Raw genomic sequence first — 17,596 nt, forward strand, 5'->3', positions numbered from 1 at the left:
CTCATGCCAGGCTCTTTGCGTAGAAAATGCAAGAAACAAACCAAGGCTCCGAAAAGAAGCGGGATTGCTTTATAAACCCCCGAAATTGCGCCTATTCGGACCAAAATGCACTGATTTGCCGTTCAACGTGACCTGTTTTGGGGTGCGGGGCGGGGCAGGCAACGTTGCATTGCACCAATATAGAGCATCGGTGCGCGTGGCGTATGGCGCCAAGGTGTTGGGGCGCTTCCGATCGGGACGGCTGGAAAAACAAAAACGGCCTTCATGAGAAGGCCGTTTCCGGGATTTCATCGGCGCAATGCGCCAATCAAATCAGCAGCTGTAGTACAGCTCGTATTCCAGTGGGTGCACGAAGGTACGGACCTTGATCTCTTCTTCGCTCTTCAGTTCGATGAAGGCATCGATGAAGTCGTCGGAGAACACGCCGCCCTTGGTCAGGAACGCACGGCCTTTATCCAGCTCTTCCAGAGCTTCTTTCAGGCTGCCGCAAACTTGCGGGATATCTTTCGCCTCTTCAGGCGGCAGGTCGTACAGGTTCTTGTCGGCAGCATCGCCTGGGTGGATCTTGTTCTGGATGCCGTCCAGGCCAGCCATCAGCAGGGCCGCGAAAGCCAGGTACGGGTTGGCCGATGGGTCCGGGAAGCGCGCTTCGATACGGCGGGCTTTAGGGCTGCCGACGTAAGGGATACGGATCGAGGCGGAACGGTTGCGTGCCGAGTAGGCCAGCATTACCGGGGCTTCGAAGCCTGGAACCAGGCGCTTGTAGGAGTTGGTCGACGGGTTGGTGAAGCCGTTCAGGGCCTTACCGTGCTTGATGATGCCGCCGATGAAGTACAGGGCGGTTTCGGACAGGCCGGCATAGCCTTCACCCGCGAAGGTGTTCTTGCCGTCTTTCCAGATCGACATGTGCACGTGCATGCCCGAGCCGTTGTCGCCGTACAGTGGCTTTGGCATGAAGGTGGCGGTACGGCCGTAGGCGTCGGCAACGTTGTGCACGACATATTTCAGGGCCTGTACTTCGTCAGCTTTCTTCACCAGGGTGTTGAACTTGACGCCGATTTCGTTCTGGCCGGCAGTCGCCACTTCGTGGTGGTGAACTTCGACGGTCTGGCCCATCTCTTCCAGTGCGTTGCACATGGCAGTACGGATTTCGTGGTCGTGGTCGAACGGCGGAACCGGGAAGTAGCCGCCTTTGACGCCAGGACGGTGGCCTTTGTTGCCGCCTTCTACGTCAGCGCCAGTCATCCACGAGCCTTGCTCGGAGAAGATCTTGAACATCGAGCCGGAGATGTCCGACTGGAACTTCACTTCGTCGAAGATGAAGAACTCAGGCTCTGGGCCGGCGAAGACGGTGTCACCGATGCCGGTGCTCTTGAGGTACTCTTCAGCGCGCTTGGCGATCGCACGCGGGTCGCGATCGTAGCCCTGCATGCTCGACGGGTCGACGATGTCACAGGTGATGATCAGGGTCGGCTCTTCGGTGAACGGGTCCAGTACGGCGGTATCGTCGACCGGCATCAGGATCATGTCGGAGGCTTCGATGCCTTTCCAGCCAGCGATGGAGGAGCCGTCGAACATCTTGCCGACTTCGAAGAAGTCTTCGTCCAGGCCATCACGCGCTGGCATGGTCACGTGATGCTGAGTGCCTTTGGTGTCCGTGAAACGCAGATCAATCCACTTGACGTCATGATCTTTGATGAGTTGAACCGACTTCGACATGTTGTCCTCCGGATGGTCTAGAGCGCGGTGGGCCGCTGCCCTGGAAAAAAGGGTGTTGCCGGGCGCGGATAGTCGGCCAAGCTTACCTGCCTCACAAGGGAGCAAATTGCATGCCAGTGCCCGAAAATGGCGAGGCCGGGATAAAAGGGGGCGTTTGCGGGCATTTGGCGGCGGTTTGGCGGGGAAAAACGCACCCTTACGAGGCGGCTTTTGCTGTGGGTGCACCAATAGCGTGCACAGATCGGGTTGTGTGCTTCCTTTAAGGGCCTCATCGCTGGCAAGCCAGCTCCCACACCCTAAGCGCAGTCTTGAGGCCTACCGACGTCCTGTAGATGCTGGCTTGCCGGCGATGAGGCCAGTACAGGCAATATAAATCCAACCTTCTGTACAAAAGTTGGTCAAATCCTGAGCAATTTCCGATATAATTCGCGCCCCTCATTTTTCGGCAGGCCCTGCGCGCGCTGTTAACCAATGAAACTTATCGTCAAAGTCTTCCCAGAAATCACCATCAAGAGCCGGCCGGTACGCAAGCGCTTCATCCGCCAGCTCGGCAAGAACATCCGCAACGTGCTCAAGGACCTCGACCCTGAGCTCGCGGTCGATGGTGTCTGGGACAACCTCGAAGTGGTCACCCGCGTCGAAGACGAAAAAGTCCAGCGCGAGATGATCGAGCGGCTCACCTGCACCCCGGGCATTACCCACTTCCTGCAGGTGGAGGAATACCCGCTCGGTGACTTCGACGATATCGTCGCCAAGTGCAAGCAGCACTTCGGCCACCTGCTGGCCGGCAAGTATTTCGCCGTGCGCTGCAAGCGCGGGGGCCACCATGACTTCACCTCGATGGACGTCGACCGCTACGTTGGCAGCCAGTTGCGCCAGCAGTGCGGCGCCGCTGGCATCGAGCTGAAGCAACCTGAAGTGACGGTGCGCATCGAAATCCGCAACCAGCGCCTGTACGTGATCCACAACCAGCACCAAGGCATCGGCGGCTACCCGCTGGGCGCCCTGGAGCAGACCTTGGTACTGATGTCCGGCGGTTTCGACTCCACCGTGGCGGCCTACCAGATGATGCGTCGCGGCCTGATGACCCATTTCTGCTTCTTCAACCTCGGCGGCCGTGCCCACGAACTGGGCGTGATGGAAGTGGCCCACTACCTGTGGAAAAAGTACGGCAGCAGCCAGCGCGTGCTGTTCATCAGCGTGCCGTTCGAAGAAGTGGTCGGCGAGATCCTCAACAAGGTCGACAACAGCTACATGGGCGTGACCCTCAAGCGCATGATGCTGCGCGGCGCTGCGCGCATGGCCGATCGTCTGGAAATCGATGCGCTGGTCACCGGCGAGGCGATTTCCCAGGTGTCCAGCCAGACGCTGCCGAACCTGTCGATCATCGACTCGGCCACCGACAAGCTGGTGCTGCGCCCATTGCTGGCCAGCCACAAGCAGGACATCATCGACCAGGCGACCGAAATCGGCACCGCCGACTTCGCCAAGCACATGCCTGAATATTGCGGCGTGATCTCGGTGAACCCGACCACCCATGCCAAGCGTCACCGCATGGAGCATGAAGAGAAGCAGTTCGACATGGCCGTGCTGGAGCGCGCCCTCGAACGTGCCAAGTTCATCTCGATCGACCACGTGATCGACGAGCTGGGCAAGGACGTGGAAATCGAGGAAGTAAGCGAAGCGCTGCCAGGCCAGATCGTGATCGACATCCGTCACCCTGACGCCCAGGAAGACGAGCCTTTGGTGCTCGAGGGTATCGAAGTTCAGGTGATGCCGTTCTACGCGATCAACAGCAAGTTCAAGCAGCTGGATGAAACCCGCCAGTACTTGCTGTATTGCGACAAAGGTGTGATGAGCCGATTGCACGCACACCACCTGCTCAGTGAGGGACATGCCAATGTGCGTGTTTATCGTCCGGCATAAGACCCCAGGGCTGTATGGCGGCAGCATCCGCCATCGCCCTCCCGACCGCCGGGCCCGCTGAGCCTTTTACCTTCATATTGGCCGCCTAGACTGGCGGCAACCGAATCCTCTGATCGAGATACAGTTGTGATCGAAAATCTGCGTAACATCGCCATCATCGCCCACGTTGACCATGGTAAAACCACCCTGGTCGACAAACTCCTGCGTCAGTCCGGCACCCTGGAACGTAACGAGCTCAACGACGAGCGCGTAATGGACTCCAACGACCAGGAAAAAGAGCGCGGGATTACCATTCTGGCGAAAAACACCGCCATCAACTGGAACGGCTACCACATCAACATCGTCGACACCCCCGGCCACGCCGACTTCGGTGGCGAGGTTGAGCGTGTAATGTCCATGGTCGACTCCGTGCTGCTGCTGGTCGACGCCCAGGACGGCCCTATGCCGCAAACCCGCTTCGTGACCAAGAAGGCCTTCGAAGCCGGCCTGAAGCCGATCGTCGTGATCAACAAGGTCGACCGTCCGGGCGCCCGTCCTGACTGGGTTCTGGACCAGATCTTCGACCTGTTCGACAACCTCGGTGCTACCGACGAGCAGCTGGACTTCAAAGTGGTCTACGCCTCGGCCCTGAACGGCATCGCCGGTCTGGACCACACCGCCATGGCCGAAGACATGACCCCGCTGTACCAGTCGATCGTCGACAACGTACCTGCGCCGGACGTTGACCGTGAAGGCCCGTTCCAGATGCAGATCTCGGCACTGGACTACAACAGCTTCCTGGGTGTTATCGGCGTTGGCCGTATCGCCCGTGGCCGCGTGAAGCCGAACACTCCGGTGGTCGCCATCGACACCAACGGCAAGAAGCGTAACGGCCGTATCCTCAAGCTGATGGGCCACCACGGCCTGCACCGTATCGACGTCGAAGAAGCCCAGGCTGGCGACATCGTCTGCATCAGCGGTTTCGACGAGCTGTTCATCTCCGACACCCTTTGCGACCCGACAGCCGTCGAAGCGATGAAGCCGCTGACCGTTGACGAGCCAACCGTTTCGATGACCTTCCAGGTCAACGACTCGCCGTTCTGCGGCAAGGAAGGCAAGTTCGTCACCAGCCGTAACATCAAGGACCGTCTGGACAAAGAGCTGCTGTACAACGTTGCTCTGCGCGTTCAGGAAACCGATTCCCCTGACAAGTTCAAGGTATCGGGCCGTGGTGAGCTGCACCTGTCGGTACTGATCGAAACCATGCGCCGTGAAGGCTTCGAGATGGCCGTAGGCCGTCCTGAAGTGATCATCCGCGAAGTCGGTGGCGTCAAGCAGGAACCGTTCGAGAACGTCACCATCGACATCCCTGAAGAATCCCAGGGCAAGGTCATGGAAGAAATGGGCCTGCGTAAAGGCGACCTGACCAATATGGTTCCGGATGGCAAGGGCCGTGTTCGCCTGGAGTACAACATTCCAGCCCGTGGCCTGATCGGCTTCCGTAACCAGTTCCTGACCCTGACCAACGGCGCAGGCATCCTGACCTCGATCTTCGATCGCTACGACACCATGAAGTCGGGCCAGATGTCCGGCCGCCTCAACGGCGTACTGGTTTCGGTCGAGACCGGCAAGGCACTGACCTACTCCCTGGAAACCCTGCAGGCGCGCGGCAAGCTGTTCGTCGAGCACGGCCAGGAGATCTACAACGGTCAGATCATCGGCCTGAACAGCCGTGACAACGACCTGGGCGTGAACCCGACCAAGGGCAAGAAGCTCGACAACATGCGTGCTTCGGGCAAAGACGAAGTCATCGCCCTGGTTCCGCCGGTTCGTCACACCCTCGAACAGGCTCTGGAATTCATCCAGGACGACGAGCTGTGCGAAGTCACGCCGAAGTCGATCCGTCTGCGCAAGAAGATCCTGGACGAAGGCGAGCGTACCCGCGCTGCCAAGAAAGCCAAGAACTGAGTTAGCTCAGGCTTAATGAAAACGCCCCTGGTCGAAAGGCCGGGGGCGTTTTTTTGTCTGGGCTTTTTGTATCGGCTGTACCGGCCTCATCGCCGGCAAGCCGGCTTCCACAGGTCCTTGCGCAACGATTTTGGGGCGGTGAGGCCAACGATCAGCGCGTGGCCGCCTTGGGCTTGTAAGCGCAATACCCCGGCCGCGGCCCCACCTTCGGGTGGTTCCGGCAAGTATCCGGGCGCTTGTCATAAATGGTGCACAGCCGGCTCTTGCGGTCCAAATACATGCAATCATCGTTGCTCATCCGGGTCAGGGTGAAGATCCCCGACTTCTGGTTGAAGCGTTCGATGATGCCTTCCTTCTGCAGGCGTTTGGCCACGTTCTTCGGCGGTTCGTCCTTTTCGAACTCATCCACCACGCCGATGCGGATCAGGTCTTTGATCTTCACTTCCACAGGCAGGGTGCAGCAGGTCGAATGGCAGCCCCCGCACATGTGGCTGGCATAGCGCTGCCAGGTTTCCAGGCGGTCGACTTCGGCTGCGGCAATCAGGGTCGTTTTCATCGTTATAGGTGGCGGATCACGGTCTTGGGGCGCGCGATCATACCGGAGTTGTTCAATTTGTGAACAACCTTTTGCCGGATTGGCCAAGCCGGCATGAAAACTGCGAACCGAGGCTGTCACTCCCTGTCGAAGGGTCTAGTCTCAACACTCTCCCGCCGCTTTTGCCAATTTGCCCGAGGATGCCGCATGTCCCAGGAACCCAAAGCACGTGACGCCGAGGTGGCCGACTTTCGCGCCGCTGTACTGGACAAGCTGACCTACGCGGTCGGCAAGGACCCGGAGCACGCCTTTGACCACGACTGGTTCGAGGCCATTGCCCTGGCTGCCCGTGATCACATGGTCGATCACTGGATGGATCACACCCGTCAGGCCTACCGGCGCAGCCAGAAACGGGTCTATTACCTCTCTCTGGAGTTTCTCATCGGGCGCCTGCTCTACGACAGCCTGAGCAACCTTGGCCTGCTGGACATCGCCCGTGATGCGCTGGAGGGGTTGGACGTGGACCTGGAGCGCATCCGCCTGCTGGAACCGGACGCCGCACTGGGCAATGGTGGCCTGGGCCGTCTGGCCGCCTGTTTCATGGAGAGCATGTCGACGCTGGGCATCGCCGCCCACGGCTACGGCATCCGCTATGAGCACGGGCTGTTCCGCCAGGCCATGGTCGACGGATGGCAGCAGGAACAGACCGAAAATTGGCTGGATTTCGGCAACCCTTGGGAGTTCGAGCGCGCCGAGGTGATCTACCCGATCAGTTTCGGCGGCAGCGTCGAAACGGTGCAAGATACCCATGGTCAGCAACGTCAGGTGTGGTGGCCGGGCGAGACGGTACGTGCGGTGGCCTACGACACGCCAGTGGTCGGCTGGCGGGGCTCCAGCGTCAACACCTTGCGCCTGTGGCGTGCGCGGGCGCTGGAAGAGCTGCACCTGGAGCGCTTCAATGCCGGCGACCACCTTGGCGCGGTGGCCGAAGTGGCTCGCGCCGAGAGCATCTCGCGGGTGCTGTACCCGGCCGACAGCACAGAAGCGGGGCAGGAACTGCGCCTGCGCCAGGAATACTTCTTCGTCTCGGCGTCGCTGCAGGACCTGCTGCGACGCCACCTGAACATGCACAAGGACTTGCTCAACCTGCCGGATGCTGCGGCCATCCAGCTCAACGACACGCACCCGTCGATTGCCGTGGCCGAATTGATGCGGCTGTTGGTCGACCAGCATGAAATCCCGTGGGAAAAAGCCTGGGAGCTGACCGTCGGCACCCTGGCCTACACCAACCACACGCTGCTGCCAGAAGCGCTGGAAACGTGGCCGGTGGCCCTGATGGAGCGCATGCTGCCGCGGCACATGCAGATCATCTACCTGATCAATGCCTACCATATCGATGCCCTGCGCGCGAAAGGCCTGCATGACTTCGACGTGCTGCGGGCGGTGTCGCTGATCGAGGAAGACAACGGCCGCCGGGTGCGCATGGGCAACCTTGCGTTTCTCGGCTCGCACAGCGTCAACGGGGTATCGGCGCTGCACAGCAAGCTGATGAAAAGCACGGTGTTCTCCGAGTTGCACAAGCTCTACCCCCAGCGCATCAACAACAAGACCAACGGCATTACCTTCCGCCGCTGGCTGTACCAGTCCAACCCGCAGTTGACGGCGATGCTGGTGGATGCCCTGGGCCCAGAGTTGCTTGACGACCCGCAAGGGCGCCTGGCCAACCTGGTGCCGTTCGCCGACAAGGGCGGCTTCCTCAAGCAGTTCGCCGCGCAGCGCCTGCACAGCAAGCGCGCGTTGGCCAGCATCATCCAGGAGCGGGTGGGCGTTACGGTCAACCCTGAGGCGCTGTTCGATGTGCAGGTCAAGCGCATCCACGAGTACAAGCGCCAGCTGCTCAATCTGCTGCACACCGTGGCGCTGTACCAGGCCATCCGTAACGACCCGGGCACCAACTGGGTGCCGCGGGTGAAGATCTTTGCCGGCAAGGCCGCAGCCAGCTACCACCAGGCCAAGCTGATCATCAAGCTGGCCAATGACATCGCCCGGGTGGTCAACAACGACCCTACCGTGCGCGGCCTGCTCAAGGTGGTGTTCCTGCCCAACTACAACGTCAGCCTGGCCGAGAGCATCATCCCGGCGGCGGACCTGTCGGAGCAGATTTCCACGGCCGGCTACGAGGCGTCGGGCACCAGCAACATGAAGTTCGGGCTCAATGGTGCACTCACCATTGGTACCCTCGATGGCGCCAACGTCGAGATGTGCGAACAGGTGGGTGCCGACAACATGTTCATTTTCGGCCTGACCGCGCAGCAGGTGGAGGCGCGCAAGCGTGACGGTGATTTTGGTGCCGTGGCCGCGATAGCCGTCTCCCACCGCTTGAACGATGTGCTGCAGGCGATCCGCAGTGGCGTGTTCTCCCCCGATGATCCGTCGCGCTATGCCGGGCTGATCGACGGGCTGGTGGCTTACGACCGCTTCCTGGTCTGTGCCGACTTCGATGCTTACTGGGATGCCCAGCGGCGGGTGGAGGAGTTGTGGCATACGCCGCAGGCGTGGTGGCGGATGGCGGTGCTCAACACCGCGCGAATGGGGTGGTTCTCTTCGGACCGGACCATTCGCGAGTATGCGACCGAGATCTGGAAGGTGCTGGATTGAGGCTTGGGGCCGCACAGCGGCCCCACCTGACCATCGGCCTGGTGAGCGCTGAACTACCGACCTGTTGTGCCGTCTGACTGCCCAGGCGTGTCTCTTTACTCGCTAGCATTGAACTCTCCCTGTAAACTGCGGGGGTTTTTCTCCCCCATCCTTTCGGAGCCATACATGTCCCGCGTTACCTTGAGTCGCTATCTGATTGAGCAGACCCGCAGCAACAATACCCCTGCCGATCTGCGCTTCCTGATCGAAGTGGTGGCGCGTGCGTGCAAGGAAATCAGCCATCACGTGTCCAAGGGCGCCCTTGGCGGCGTGCTGGGCAGCATGGGCACTGAAAACGTGCAGGGCGAAGTGCAGAAGAAGCTCGACGTGATTTCCAACGATATCCTGCTCGAGGCCAACGAGTGGGGCGGCCACCTGGCCGGCATGGCGTCCGAGGAAATGGACAACGCCTACCAGATCCCGGGCCGATACCCCAAAGGTGCCTACCTGCTGGTCTTCGACCCGCTGGACGGCTCGTCGAACATCGACGTCAACGTTTCGGTCGGCACCATCTTCTCGGTACTGCGTTGCCCTAACGAATACCTGAGCCAGAACGAAACCCTGAACGAAAACGCCTTCCTGCAGCCAGGTACCGAGCAGGTCGCCGCCGGTTATGCCATCTATGGCCCGCAGACCATGCTGATCCTGACCCTGGGCAACGGCGTCAAGGGTTTCACCCTGGACCGTGAGCTGGGCAGCTTCGTGCTGACCCACGAAAACATCCAGGTCCCGGCAACCACCGCCGAGTTCGCCATCAACATGTCCAACCAGCGCCACTGGGAAGCCCCGGTCCAGCGCTACGTGGGCGAGCTGCTGGCCGGTGAGACCGGGCCGCTGAAAAAGAACTACAACATGCGCTGGATCGCCTCGATGGTGGCCGACGTGCACCGTATCCTGACCCGTGGCGGTCTGTTCATGTACCCGCGCGACGCCCGCGAGCCGAGCAAGCCGGGCAAGCTGCGCCTGATGTACGAAGCCAACCCGATGTCGTTCATCATCGAGCAGGCCGGCGGCGCTTCTACCAACGGTTACGAACGCATCCTCGACATCAAGCCAGAGAGCCTGCACCAGCGTGTATCGGTGATTCTCGGCTCGAAGGAAGAGGTCGAGCGCGTCACCGCCTATCACAAGGAGTAAATCATGCTCGCACCTTGGCAGCCGTTGCTGGAGTGGTGGTTCGGTTGGGGCACCAGTCCCCAGGCCGTGGCTGACGAGAAGAGCACGCTGTGGTTCGGCAAGCATCACGATGCCGAAGCCCAGGCGCTGTTTGGCGAGCTCGTCGAGCATGCCCTGGCGGGTGGGCTCGAGGAGTGGCAGCAAAGCCCTCAGGGCTGGCTCGGCCTGTTGATACTGCTGGACCAGCTGCCGCGCATGATCTACCGCGACACGCCGCGCGCTTTCGAGGGCGACCGGCGTGCCCAGGTGGTGGCCATGCAGGGGCTGCAGAAGGGCTGGGATTACCAGTTGCTGCCGATCCAGCGGGTATTCGTGCTGCTGGTGCTGGAGCATGCCGAGGTGCTGGACTGGCAGAACCTGTGCGTTGAGCGGTACCAGGTGCTGCTGGATGAGCAGCCCGAGGCCAACCGTCGGTTGTTCGAAGGGTTCCTCGACTATGCCGAGCAGCACCAGCGGGTGATTGCCCGGTTCGGGCGCTTCCCGCATCGCAATCTGTTGCTGGAGCGGCCGAGCACCAGTGAAGAGATGGACTTTTTGCTGGAGCCTGGCTCCAGGTTTTGAGTGATGAATGGGGCCGCAAAGCGGCCCCGTTCGTTTCAGGTCCTGAAACTCCCTACCAGGTGCTTCAACCGTTCGACCTGGTGTTCAAGGTCGGTGCAGGCACGCAAGGTGCTCTGCAGGTTCTGCACTCCTTCCTGGTTCAGCGTATTGATCTCGGTGATGTCGACATTGATCGACTCGACCACCGCCGTCTGCTCCTCGGTAGCGGTAGCCACTGACTGGTTCATGCCATCGATTTCGCCAATACGCTGGGTCACGCTGCCCAGGCGCTCACCGGCCTGGTTGGCAATCCCGACGCTCTGGTCGCTGTGCTCACGGCTCTGGTTCATGGTGCTGACGGCCATCTGGGCACCGGCCTGCAATTCCTCGATCAGGCGCTGGACCTGCTGCGCCGACTCCTGAGTGCGGTGCGCCAGGTTGCGGACTTCGTCGGCGACCACGGCAAAACCACGGCCGGCTTCACCGGCACGGGCCGCCTCGATCGCGGCATTCAGGGCCAGCAGGTTGGTCTGCTGGGAAATGCCGCTGATCACATCGAGAATCTGGCCGATGTTGGCGGTGTGGGCATTGAGCGTTTCGATGTTGCCGCATGAATCGCTGATGCGCGCCGACAGCTGGTTCATCACATCGATGGTGCGCCCGACCACCTGCTGGCCGTCTTCGGCCAGGCCGCGTGCCTCACTGGAGTGTTGCGAAGCCAGCGCTGCGTTCTGGGCGATCTCCTGGGCTGCGGCACCCAGCTGGTTGATGGCCGCGGCCACGCTGTTGGTGCGGCTGGACTGCTGGTCGGCGTTGTAGATCGAGGCATTCGAGGCGCTCACCACCTGCGTGGCCACCGCATTGACTTGGCCAGTGGCCGAGGCCACTTCGCGGATCGATTCGTGAATACGCTCGACGAAACGGTTGAACGACTGGCCAAGGCTGCCGAACTCGTCCGGCGCGTGGATGGCCACGCGCCGGGTCAGGTCACCTTCGCCTTCGGCAATGTCATGCATGGCGCGACCCATCAGGTGCAAGGGCTCCATCAACACGCGGATCAGCAGACCGAGCAGGGCGATGATGACCAGTATCGCGATCAGCGTCGCGACGATGGCCGAGGTACGCAGCTCGCTGAGCATGGCGAATGCCGCGTCCTGGTCGACCACAAGGGCCACGTACCAGTCCGCTGAGGGCACGCCGTCGACGTGGGTGAAACTGATGAACTGCTTGCGCCCATCCAGCTCGACTTCCTTGAGGCCGCTGCTGATGTGCGGCGTGTTGCCTGGGTAGGCATCCGCCAAGGGCTTGAGCGCCTGCCGACCAACGGTGTAGAACGAAAAAGGCCTGTCAGGGAACCAGGGACCGTTTTTCCCGTCGAAGGTCCCTGCAGGCCTCTCGCCTGCATCCACCTTTCAGGAGTGTTCCTTCATGTCGTTGCGTTCCCTCGCCCTGTTGTCCCTGTGCGTCATCCTGACTGCGTGCAGCAAGATCAATCAGGAAAACTATTCCAAGCTCAAGGCCGGCATGAACAAGGCCGAGGTCGAGCAACTGCTCGGCACGCCCACCGAGTGCTCCGGCGCACTGGGCATGAGCAGCTGTACCTGGGGGGACGAAAAGAGCTTCATCAGCGTGCAGTATGCGGCTGACAAAGTACTGATGTATTCAGGGCAGGGCCTCAAATGACGCGTCTGCACCTGCTGCTGGGGTTGTGCCTGGTGATGCTGCTGGGTGGCTGCGCCACGTCGGCCAACGACCCGTTGGCACCCAAGACCGCCGGCGATATCGACCTCAAGCGCTACCAGGGCAAATGGTACGAGCTGGCGCGCTTGCCCATGCCTTACCAGAGCGAATGCGCCCAGTCCGAGGCGCATTACAACCTCAAGCCTGATGGTTCGTACGGGGTGCTGAGCCGCTGCCGCACCATGGGTGACGAATGGCTGCGCGCCGAGGGGCATGCCAACATCCAGCAGCCGGGGCATACCGACAGGTTGTGGGTGGAGTTCGACAACTGGTTCACCCGCCTGGTACCGGGCCTGACCAAGGGCGAATACTGGATCCTGTACGTGGACGACCGCTACCGCACGGCCATTGTCGGCAGCCCCGACCGCAAGTACCTGTGGATACTGTCGCGTACGCCGACCCTGCCGGCATGGGAGCGCGAGAGCCTGCTGGCCAAGGCACGTCAACAGGGCTACGACACCAGCCGCTTGATCTGGCGCATGGCGGACAAGCAGATCGTGCAGATGCATTGAGGCCTTAGGGGGCCGCTTTGCGGCCCTTTTGTCGTCAGCCCAATAACTGTCGCAACACCTCGACATACGCCCGAGCGCTTTCCTCTTCTTGCCCGTGGCGCCCCTGGCGCACCACCCACTGCCCGTTGACCATCACATCGCGTACCTGGCGGTCGCTCCCGGCAAACAGCCAGCGGTTGAGAATTGCATCTTCGTCGGCCGTGGCGATATACGGGTCTTGCCCATCCAGCACCAGCCAGTCGGCACGTTTGCCCACGGCCAGCTCACCCACGGGCTGCCCCAATGCCTGAGCCCCACCCATCAGTGCCGCGTCATACAGGGTGCGGCCAACCATCGGCTGATCTTCGCGATAAAGCCGGTTGCGCCGCTGGTCACGAAGGCGCTGGCCATATTCGAGCCAACGCAGCTCTTCGACCACGCTCAGCGATACATGGCTGTCAGAGCCGATACCCATCCGGCCACCCTGGCTCAGGTAGTCCACTGCCGGGAAAATCCCGTCACCCAGGTTGGCTTCGGTGGTCAGGCACAGCCCGGCCACCGCGCCACTGCCGGCCATGGCCGCCACTTCGTCAGCCTGCGCGTGGGTGGCATGCACCAGGCACCAGCGCGCATCGACCTGCACATGCTCATACAGCCACTGCAGCGGGCGCAGGCCGCTCCAGGCCAGGCAGTCGTCGACTTCCTTCTGTTGCTCGGCGATATGAATATGAATCGGACATTGCTGATTGCCCGCTGCCAGTACCTGGGCAATCTGCCCCGGTGTAACCGCCCGCAGCGAGTGGAAGCACAAGCCCAGCTGCTGCGCGGGTTGTGCAGCGATTGTCGCAGCGAGTTGCGCGTGCAATTGCAGGTACTGCTCGGTGGAATTGATGAAGCGCCGCTGCCCCTCGCTGGGCGGCTGGCCACCGAAGCCGGCATGGCTGTACAGCACCGGCAGCAGGGTCAGGCCGATACCGCTGCTGGCCGCCGCCGCGCTGATGCGGCGGGACAGCTCGGCTGGGTCGGCATAGGCCTTGCCCGCCTGGTCATGGTGCACGTAGTGGAACTCGGCCACCGAGGTGTAACCGGCCTTGAGCATCTCGATGTACAGCTGGCGGGCGATGACCTGCAGTTGCTCCGGGGTGATCTTGCCGACCAGGCGATACATCAGTTCGCGCCAGGTCCAGAAACTGTCGTTGGGGTTGCCCGCGACTTCTGCCAGGCCGGCCATTGCGCGTTGAAAGGCATGCGAGTGCAGGTTGGGCATGCCGGGCAGAAGTGGCCCGGCCAGCCGTTCGGCGCCGTCGGCCGAAGCGCCGGACTCGATGTGGGTCATTGTGCCATCGCTGGCGACCTCGATTCGGACATCGCTGGCCCAACCATCGGGCAGCAGGGCGCATTCGGCGAAGTAGGCGGACATCTGTGAAATCCTGTTATGGCTGACTTGTATATACATATACAGTTGTTTGCCTGCTGGGTAAACTGCGGCAAGCTACCGCCCATTCAATCGCACAAGGATCCAACGCCGTGCCGACACCTCCTGTCTCCGCGCTGGTTGCCCAGATGGGCGAGGGCCCGGCGCCGCTGTACGCGCGGGTCAAACAGATGATCATCCAGCAGATCGACAACGGCAGCTGGCCGCCCCATCACCGGGTCCCTTCGGAGAGCGAACTGGTCAGCCAGCTGGGATTCAGCCGCATGACCATCAACCGCGCCCTGCGTGAGCTCACTGCCGAAGGCCTGCTGGTGCGCATGCAGGGGGTAGGGACATTCGTGGCCGAACCCAAGAGCCGCTCGGCGTTGTTCGAAGTCAACAACATCGCCGACGAGATTGCCGCGCGTGGCCACCAGCATAGCTGCCAGGTGATCACCCTTGCTGAAGAAGCGGCCGGTTCCGAGCGCGCTCTGGCACTGGACATGCGCGAAGGCCAGCGGGTGTTCCATTCGCTTATCGTGCATTACGAAAACGGCATCCCGGTGCAAATCGAGGACCGCTACGTCAACGCGGCGATCGCGCCCGACTACCTCAAGCAGGATTTCACTCGGCAGACGCCTTACGCCTACTTGTCCCAGGTCGCACCGCTGACCGAGGGTGAGCATGTGGTCGAGGCGATCCTGGCCGAGCCCCACGAGTGCCAACTGCTGCAGATCGAGCGGGGCGAGCCTTGCCTGCTGATTCGCCGCCGTACCTGGTCCGGTCGCCAGCCGGTGACGGCCGCGCGGTTGATCCACCCCGGCTCCCGTCATCGCCTGGAAGGACGTTTCAGCAAATGAACCCGTTGCAGTTGTTGCGTGCGCAGGACTACCCGCGGATGCCGTGGAAGAACGGCGGCGGCTTCACCGAGGAAATCACCCGCGACAGTGGCGAGGGCCTGGAGGGGTTCGGCTGGCGCCTGTCGATTGCGGATATCGAAGCGTCTGGTGGTTTCTCGATGTTTGCGGGCTACCAGCGGATCATCACGGTCTTGCAGGGGGATGGCATGCGCCTGCTGGTCGACGGGCAGGCCAGCCGGCCGCTGTTACCGTTCGACGCCTTCGCTTTCGCTGGCGAGAGCCAGGTCAGTTGCAAGCTGCTGGGTGAGAGGATTCGTGATTTCAACCTGATCTACTCGCCGCAGCGCTATCGCGCGCGCTTGCAGTGGTTCGATGGTACCAGCCGGTTGTTCAGTTCGGCGTCGACTGTGCTGCTGTTTTCGGGCAGTAACCAGGTTGAGGTGCAGTTGGCCGGGCATGGTTTGGAGCGGCTGGGCTTGTATGACTGCCTGCGGCTCGAGGGGAACGACACGCTGCTGGAGTTGCAGGTTCAGGGGCGGTTCTGCCTGATCGAGCTGATTCCAACCTGAGCTGGCTGAGGCTGCTGTGCAGCCCTTTCGCGACACAAGGCCGCTCCGGAAACCGCGCCCGTCTGGGCAAACGCGATCTGTGTAGGAGCGGCCTTGTGTCGCGAAAGGGCCGCGCAGCGGCCCCGGTTTTCTCCAGGCTGTTCAAAAGCGGTCCCACTATTTTGGTTGTCCATGCTTGTACATACAAGTAAAGGTGTGTTTGTATATCCAACACGACACACCTGCCCGCGGACGACCGCAGAGGACCCTTCCCGTGACCGACAACAATAAATACCGTGACGTTGAAATCCGTGCCCCACGTGGCAACACGCTGACCGCCAAAAGCTGGCTGACCGAAGCGCCACTGCGCATGCTGATGAACAACCTCGACCCGCAGGTCGCAGAAAACCCCAAGGAACTGGTGGTTTACGGTGGTATCGGTCGCGCCGCCCGCAACTGGGCCTGCTACGACAAGATCGTCGAAACCCTGACCCGCCTGGAAGATGACGAAACCCTGCTGGTGCAGTCGGGCAAACCGGTCGGGGTATTCAAAACCCACAGCAACGCTCCACGCGTTCTGATCGCCAACTCCAACCTGGTGCCGCACTGGGCCAACTGGGAACACTTCAACGAACTGGACGCCAAGGGCCTGGCCATGTACGGCCAGATGACCGCCGGCAGCTGGATCTACATCGGCAGCCAAGGCATCGTCCAGGGCACCTATGAAACCTTCGTCGAGGCCGGCCGCCAGCACTACGGTGGCAGCCTCAAAGGCAAGTGGGTACTGACTGCAGGCCTTGGCGGCATGGGCGGCGCCCAGCCCCTGGCCGCGACCTTGGCCGGCGCCTGCTCGCTGAACATCGAATGCCAGCAGAGCCGTATCGATTTCCGCCTCCAAACCCGCTACGTCGACGAGCAGGCCAAAGACCTCGATGACGCCCTGGCGCGCATCGCCAAGTACACCGCCGAAGGCAAGGCCATCTCCATTGCCCTGCATGGCAACGCCGCAGAAGTCCTGCCGGAGCTGGTCAAGCGTGGTGTGCGCCCGGACATGGTCACCGACCAGACCAGCGCCCACGACCCGCTCAACGGCTACCTGCCGGCCGGCTGGACCTGGGAGCAGTACCGTGACCGCGCGCAGACCGAGCCGGCTGCCGTGGTCAAGGCTGCCAAGCAGACCATGGCCGTGCACGTACAAGCCATGCTCGACTTCCAGAAGCAGGGCATTCCGACTTTCGACTACGGTAACAACATCCGCCAGATGGCCAAGGAAGAGGGCGTAGCCAACGCGTTCGATTTCCCAGGCTTCGTACCGGCATACATCCGCCCGCTGTTCTGCCGCGGCGTGGGGCCGTTCCGCTGGGCTGCGCTGTCCGGCGAAGCCGAGGATATCTACAAGACCGATGCCAAGGTCAAGGAACTGATCCCCGACGACGCCCACTTGCACCGCTGGCTGGACATGGCCCGTGAGCGCATCAGCTTCCAGGGCCTGCCAGCGCGCATCTGCTGGGTTGGCCTGGGCCTTCGCGCCAAGCTGGGCCTGGCCTTCAACGAAATGGTACGCAGCGGCGAGCTGTCGGCGCCGATCGTCATCGGCCGTGACCACCTGGACTCAGGCTCCGTATCGAGCCCCAACCGTGAAACCGAATCGATGCGTGACGGTTCTGACGCCGTCTCCGACTGGCCGTTGCTCAACGCCTTGCTCAACACTGCCAGCGGCGCTACCTGGGTTTCGCTGCATCACGGTGGTGGGGTAGGCATGGGCTTCTCGCAGCACTCGGGCATGGTCATCGTCTGCGATGGTACCGATGAAGCCGCTGCACGCATCGCCCGCGTGCTGACCAACGACCCGGGCACCGGTGTCATGCGCCACGCCGACGCCGGCTACGACATCGCCGTGGACTGCGCCAAGGAACAAGGCCTCGACCTGCCAATGATCACAGGCTGATCGCTGCACTTTGACCGATACTGAACAACAAGAAAGGGCCTGCGGGCCCTGACAG

At 61.7% G+C, this 17,596-nt stretch carries 13 protein-coding genes and 1 pseudogene; 10 read left to right on the forward strand and 4 right to left on the reverse strand.

All coding sequences use genetic code 11. The features are described from left to right. Window positions 1-312: 312 nt before the first annotated feature. The gene (glnA, locus tag JOE27_RS18500; protein ID WP_012312360.1) at window positions 313-1,719 is read right to left on the reverse strand and encodes a type I glutamate--ammonia ligase; all 1,407 of its coding nucleotides are present in this window, start codon (window positions 1,717-1,719) and stop codon (window positions 313-315) included. 471 nt (window positions 1,720-2,190) lie between these two features. Between glnA and thiI the strand changes: the two genes are divergently transcribed. Next, the gene (gene thiI, locus JOE27_RS18505; RefSeq protein ID WP_039604090.1) at window positions 2,191-3,645 is read left to right on the forward strand and encodes a tRNA uracil 4-sulfurtransferase ThiI; all 1,455 of its coding nucleotides are present in this window, start codon (window positions 2,191-2,193) and stop codon (window positions 3,643-3,645) included. A gap of 126 nt (window positions 3,646-3,771) precedes the next feature. Then, the gene (typA, locus tag JOE27_RS18510) at window positions 3,772-5,592 is read left to right on the forward strand and encodes a translational GTPase TypA (protein WP_046784993.1); all 1,821 of its coding nucleotides are present in this window, start codon (window positions 3,772-3,774) and stop codon (window positions 5,590-5,592) included. Window positions 5,593-5,743: 151 nt separating this feature from the next. Here typA and JOE27_RS18515 read toward each other — a convergent pair whose 3' ends face one another. Beyond that, window positions 5,744-6,148, reverse strand: coding sequence for a YkgJ family cysteine cluster protein (locus JOE27_RS18515; protein WP_046784994.1), 405 nt, complete (start codon window positions 6,146-6,148; stop codon window positions 5,744-5,746). Between the two features lie 186 nt (window positions 6,149-6,334). Between JOE27_RS18515 and JOE27_RS18520 the strand changes: the two genes are divergently transcribed. The 3 genes from JOE27_RS18520 (at window position 6,335) to JOE27_RS18530 (ending at window position 10,561) form a co-directional block, all read left to right on the forward strand. Next, on the forward strand, window positions 6,335-8,785 hold the full coding sequence (locus JOE27_RS18520) for a glycogen/starch/alpha-glucan phosphorylase (RefSeq protein ID WP_204919428.1): 2,451 nt from the start codon (window positions 6,335-6,337) through the stop codon (window positions 8,783-8,785). Between the two features lie 165 nt (window positions 8,786-8,950). Further along, the gene (locus tag JOE27_RS18525) at window positions 8,951-9,961 is read left to right on the forward strand and encodes a class 1 fructose-bisphosphatase (RefSeq protein WP_012312365.1); all 1,011 of its coding nucleotides are present in this window, start codon (window positions 8,951-8,953) and stop codon (window positions 9,959-9,961) included. A gap of 3 nt (window positions 9,962-9,964) precedes the next feature. Then, a complete protein-coding gene (locus JOE27_RS18530; protein WP_012312366.1) occupies window positions 9,965-10,561 on the forward strand; it encodes a DUF924 family protein in 597 nt (198 codons plus the stop codon). A 35-nt stretch (window positions 10,562-10,596) separates the two neighbouring features. Here the strand turns inward: JOE27_RS18530 and JOE27_RS18535 are convergent. After that, a pseudogene (locus tag JOE27_RS18535) lies at window positions 10,597-11,850 on the reverse strand (methyl-accepting chemotaxis protein); the annotation flags it as partial. 118 nt (window positions 11,851-11,968) lie between these two features. Here JOE27_RS18535 and bamE point away from each other — a divergent pair. Further along, on the forward strand, window positions 11,969-12,223 hold the full coding sequence (gene bamE, locus JOE27_RS18540) for an outer membrane protein assembly factor BamE (protein WP_012312368.1): 255 nt from the start codon (window positions 11,969-11,971) through the stop codon (window positions 12,221-12,223). Continuing rightward, complete coding sequence (locus JOE27_RS18545) at window positions 12,220-12,792, forward strand: lipocalin family protein (protein WP_115273394.1); 573 nt, start codon at window positions 12,220-12,222, stop codon at window positions 12,790-12,792. The genes bamE and JOE27_RS18545 overlap by 4 nt, the downstream gene beginning before the upstream one ends. A gap of 34 nt (window positions 12,793-12,826) precedes the next feature. Here JOE27_RS18545 and JOE27_RS18550 read toward each other — a convergent pair whose 3' ends face one another. Next, window positions 12,827-14,191: a formimidoylglutamate deiminase gene (locus JOE27_RS18550; RefSeq protein WP_119688143.1), complete on the reverse strand. Its 1,365-nt coding sequence runs from the start codon at window positions 14,189-14,191 to the stop codon at window positions 12,827-12,829. A gap of 143 nt (window positions 14,192-14,334) precedes the next feature. On the opposite strand from JOE27_RS18550, the gene hutC reads away from it, so the two are divergent. The 3 genes from hutC (at window position 14,335) to hutU (ending at window position 17,541) form a co-directional block, all read left to right on the forward strand. Then, window positions 14,335-15,045 (forward strand): histidine utilization repressor, encoded by a 711-nt coding sequence (gene hutC, locus JOE27_RS18555; protein WP_174141112.1) that lies wholly within the window; start codon window positions 14,335-14,337, stop codon window positions 15,043-15,045. Next, on the forward strand, window positions 15,042-15,614 hold the full coding sequence (locus JOE27_RS18560; RefSeq protein ID WP_046784999.1) for a HutD family protein: 573 nt from the start codon (window positions 15,042-15,044) through the stop codon (window positions 15,612-15,614). The genes hutC and JOE27_RS18560 overlap by 4 nt, the downstream gene beginning before the upstream one ends. Before the next feature lie 253 nt (window positions 15,615-15,867). Continuing rightward, the gene (gene hutU / locus JOE27_RS18565; RefSeq protein WP_119688144.1) at window positions 15,868-17,541 is read left to right on the forward strand and encodes a urocanate hydratase; all 1,674 of its coding nucleotides are present in this window, start codon (window positions 15,868-15,870) and stop codon (window positions 17,539-17,541) included. Window positions 17,542-17,596: the final 55 nt, after the last annotated feature.

The organism is Pseudomonas sp. M5, assembly GCF_016907075.1.
In the GTDB taxonomy this organism is placed as follows: Bacteria; Pseudomonadota; Gammaproteobacteria; order Pseudomonadales; family Pseudomonadaceae; genus Aquipseudomonas; species Aquipseudomonas putida_E.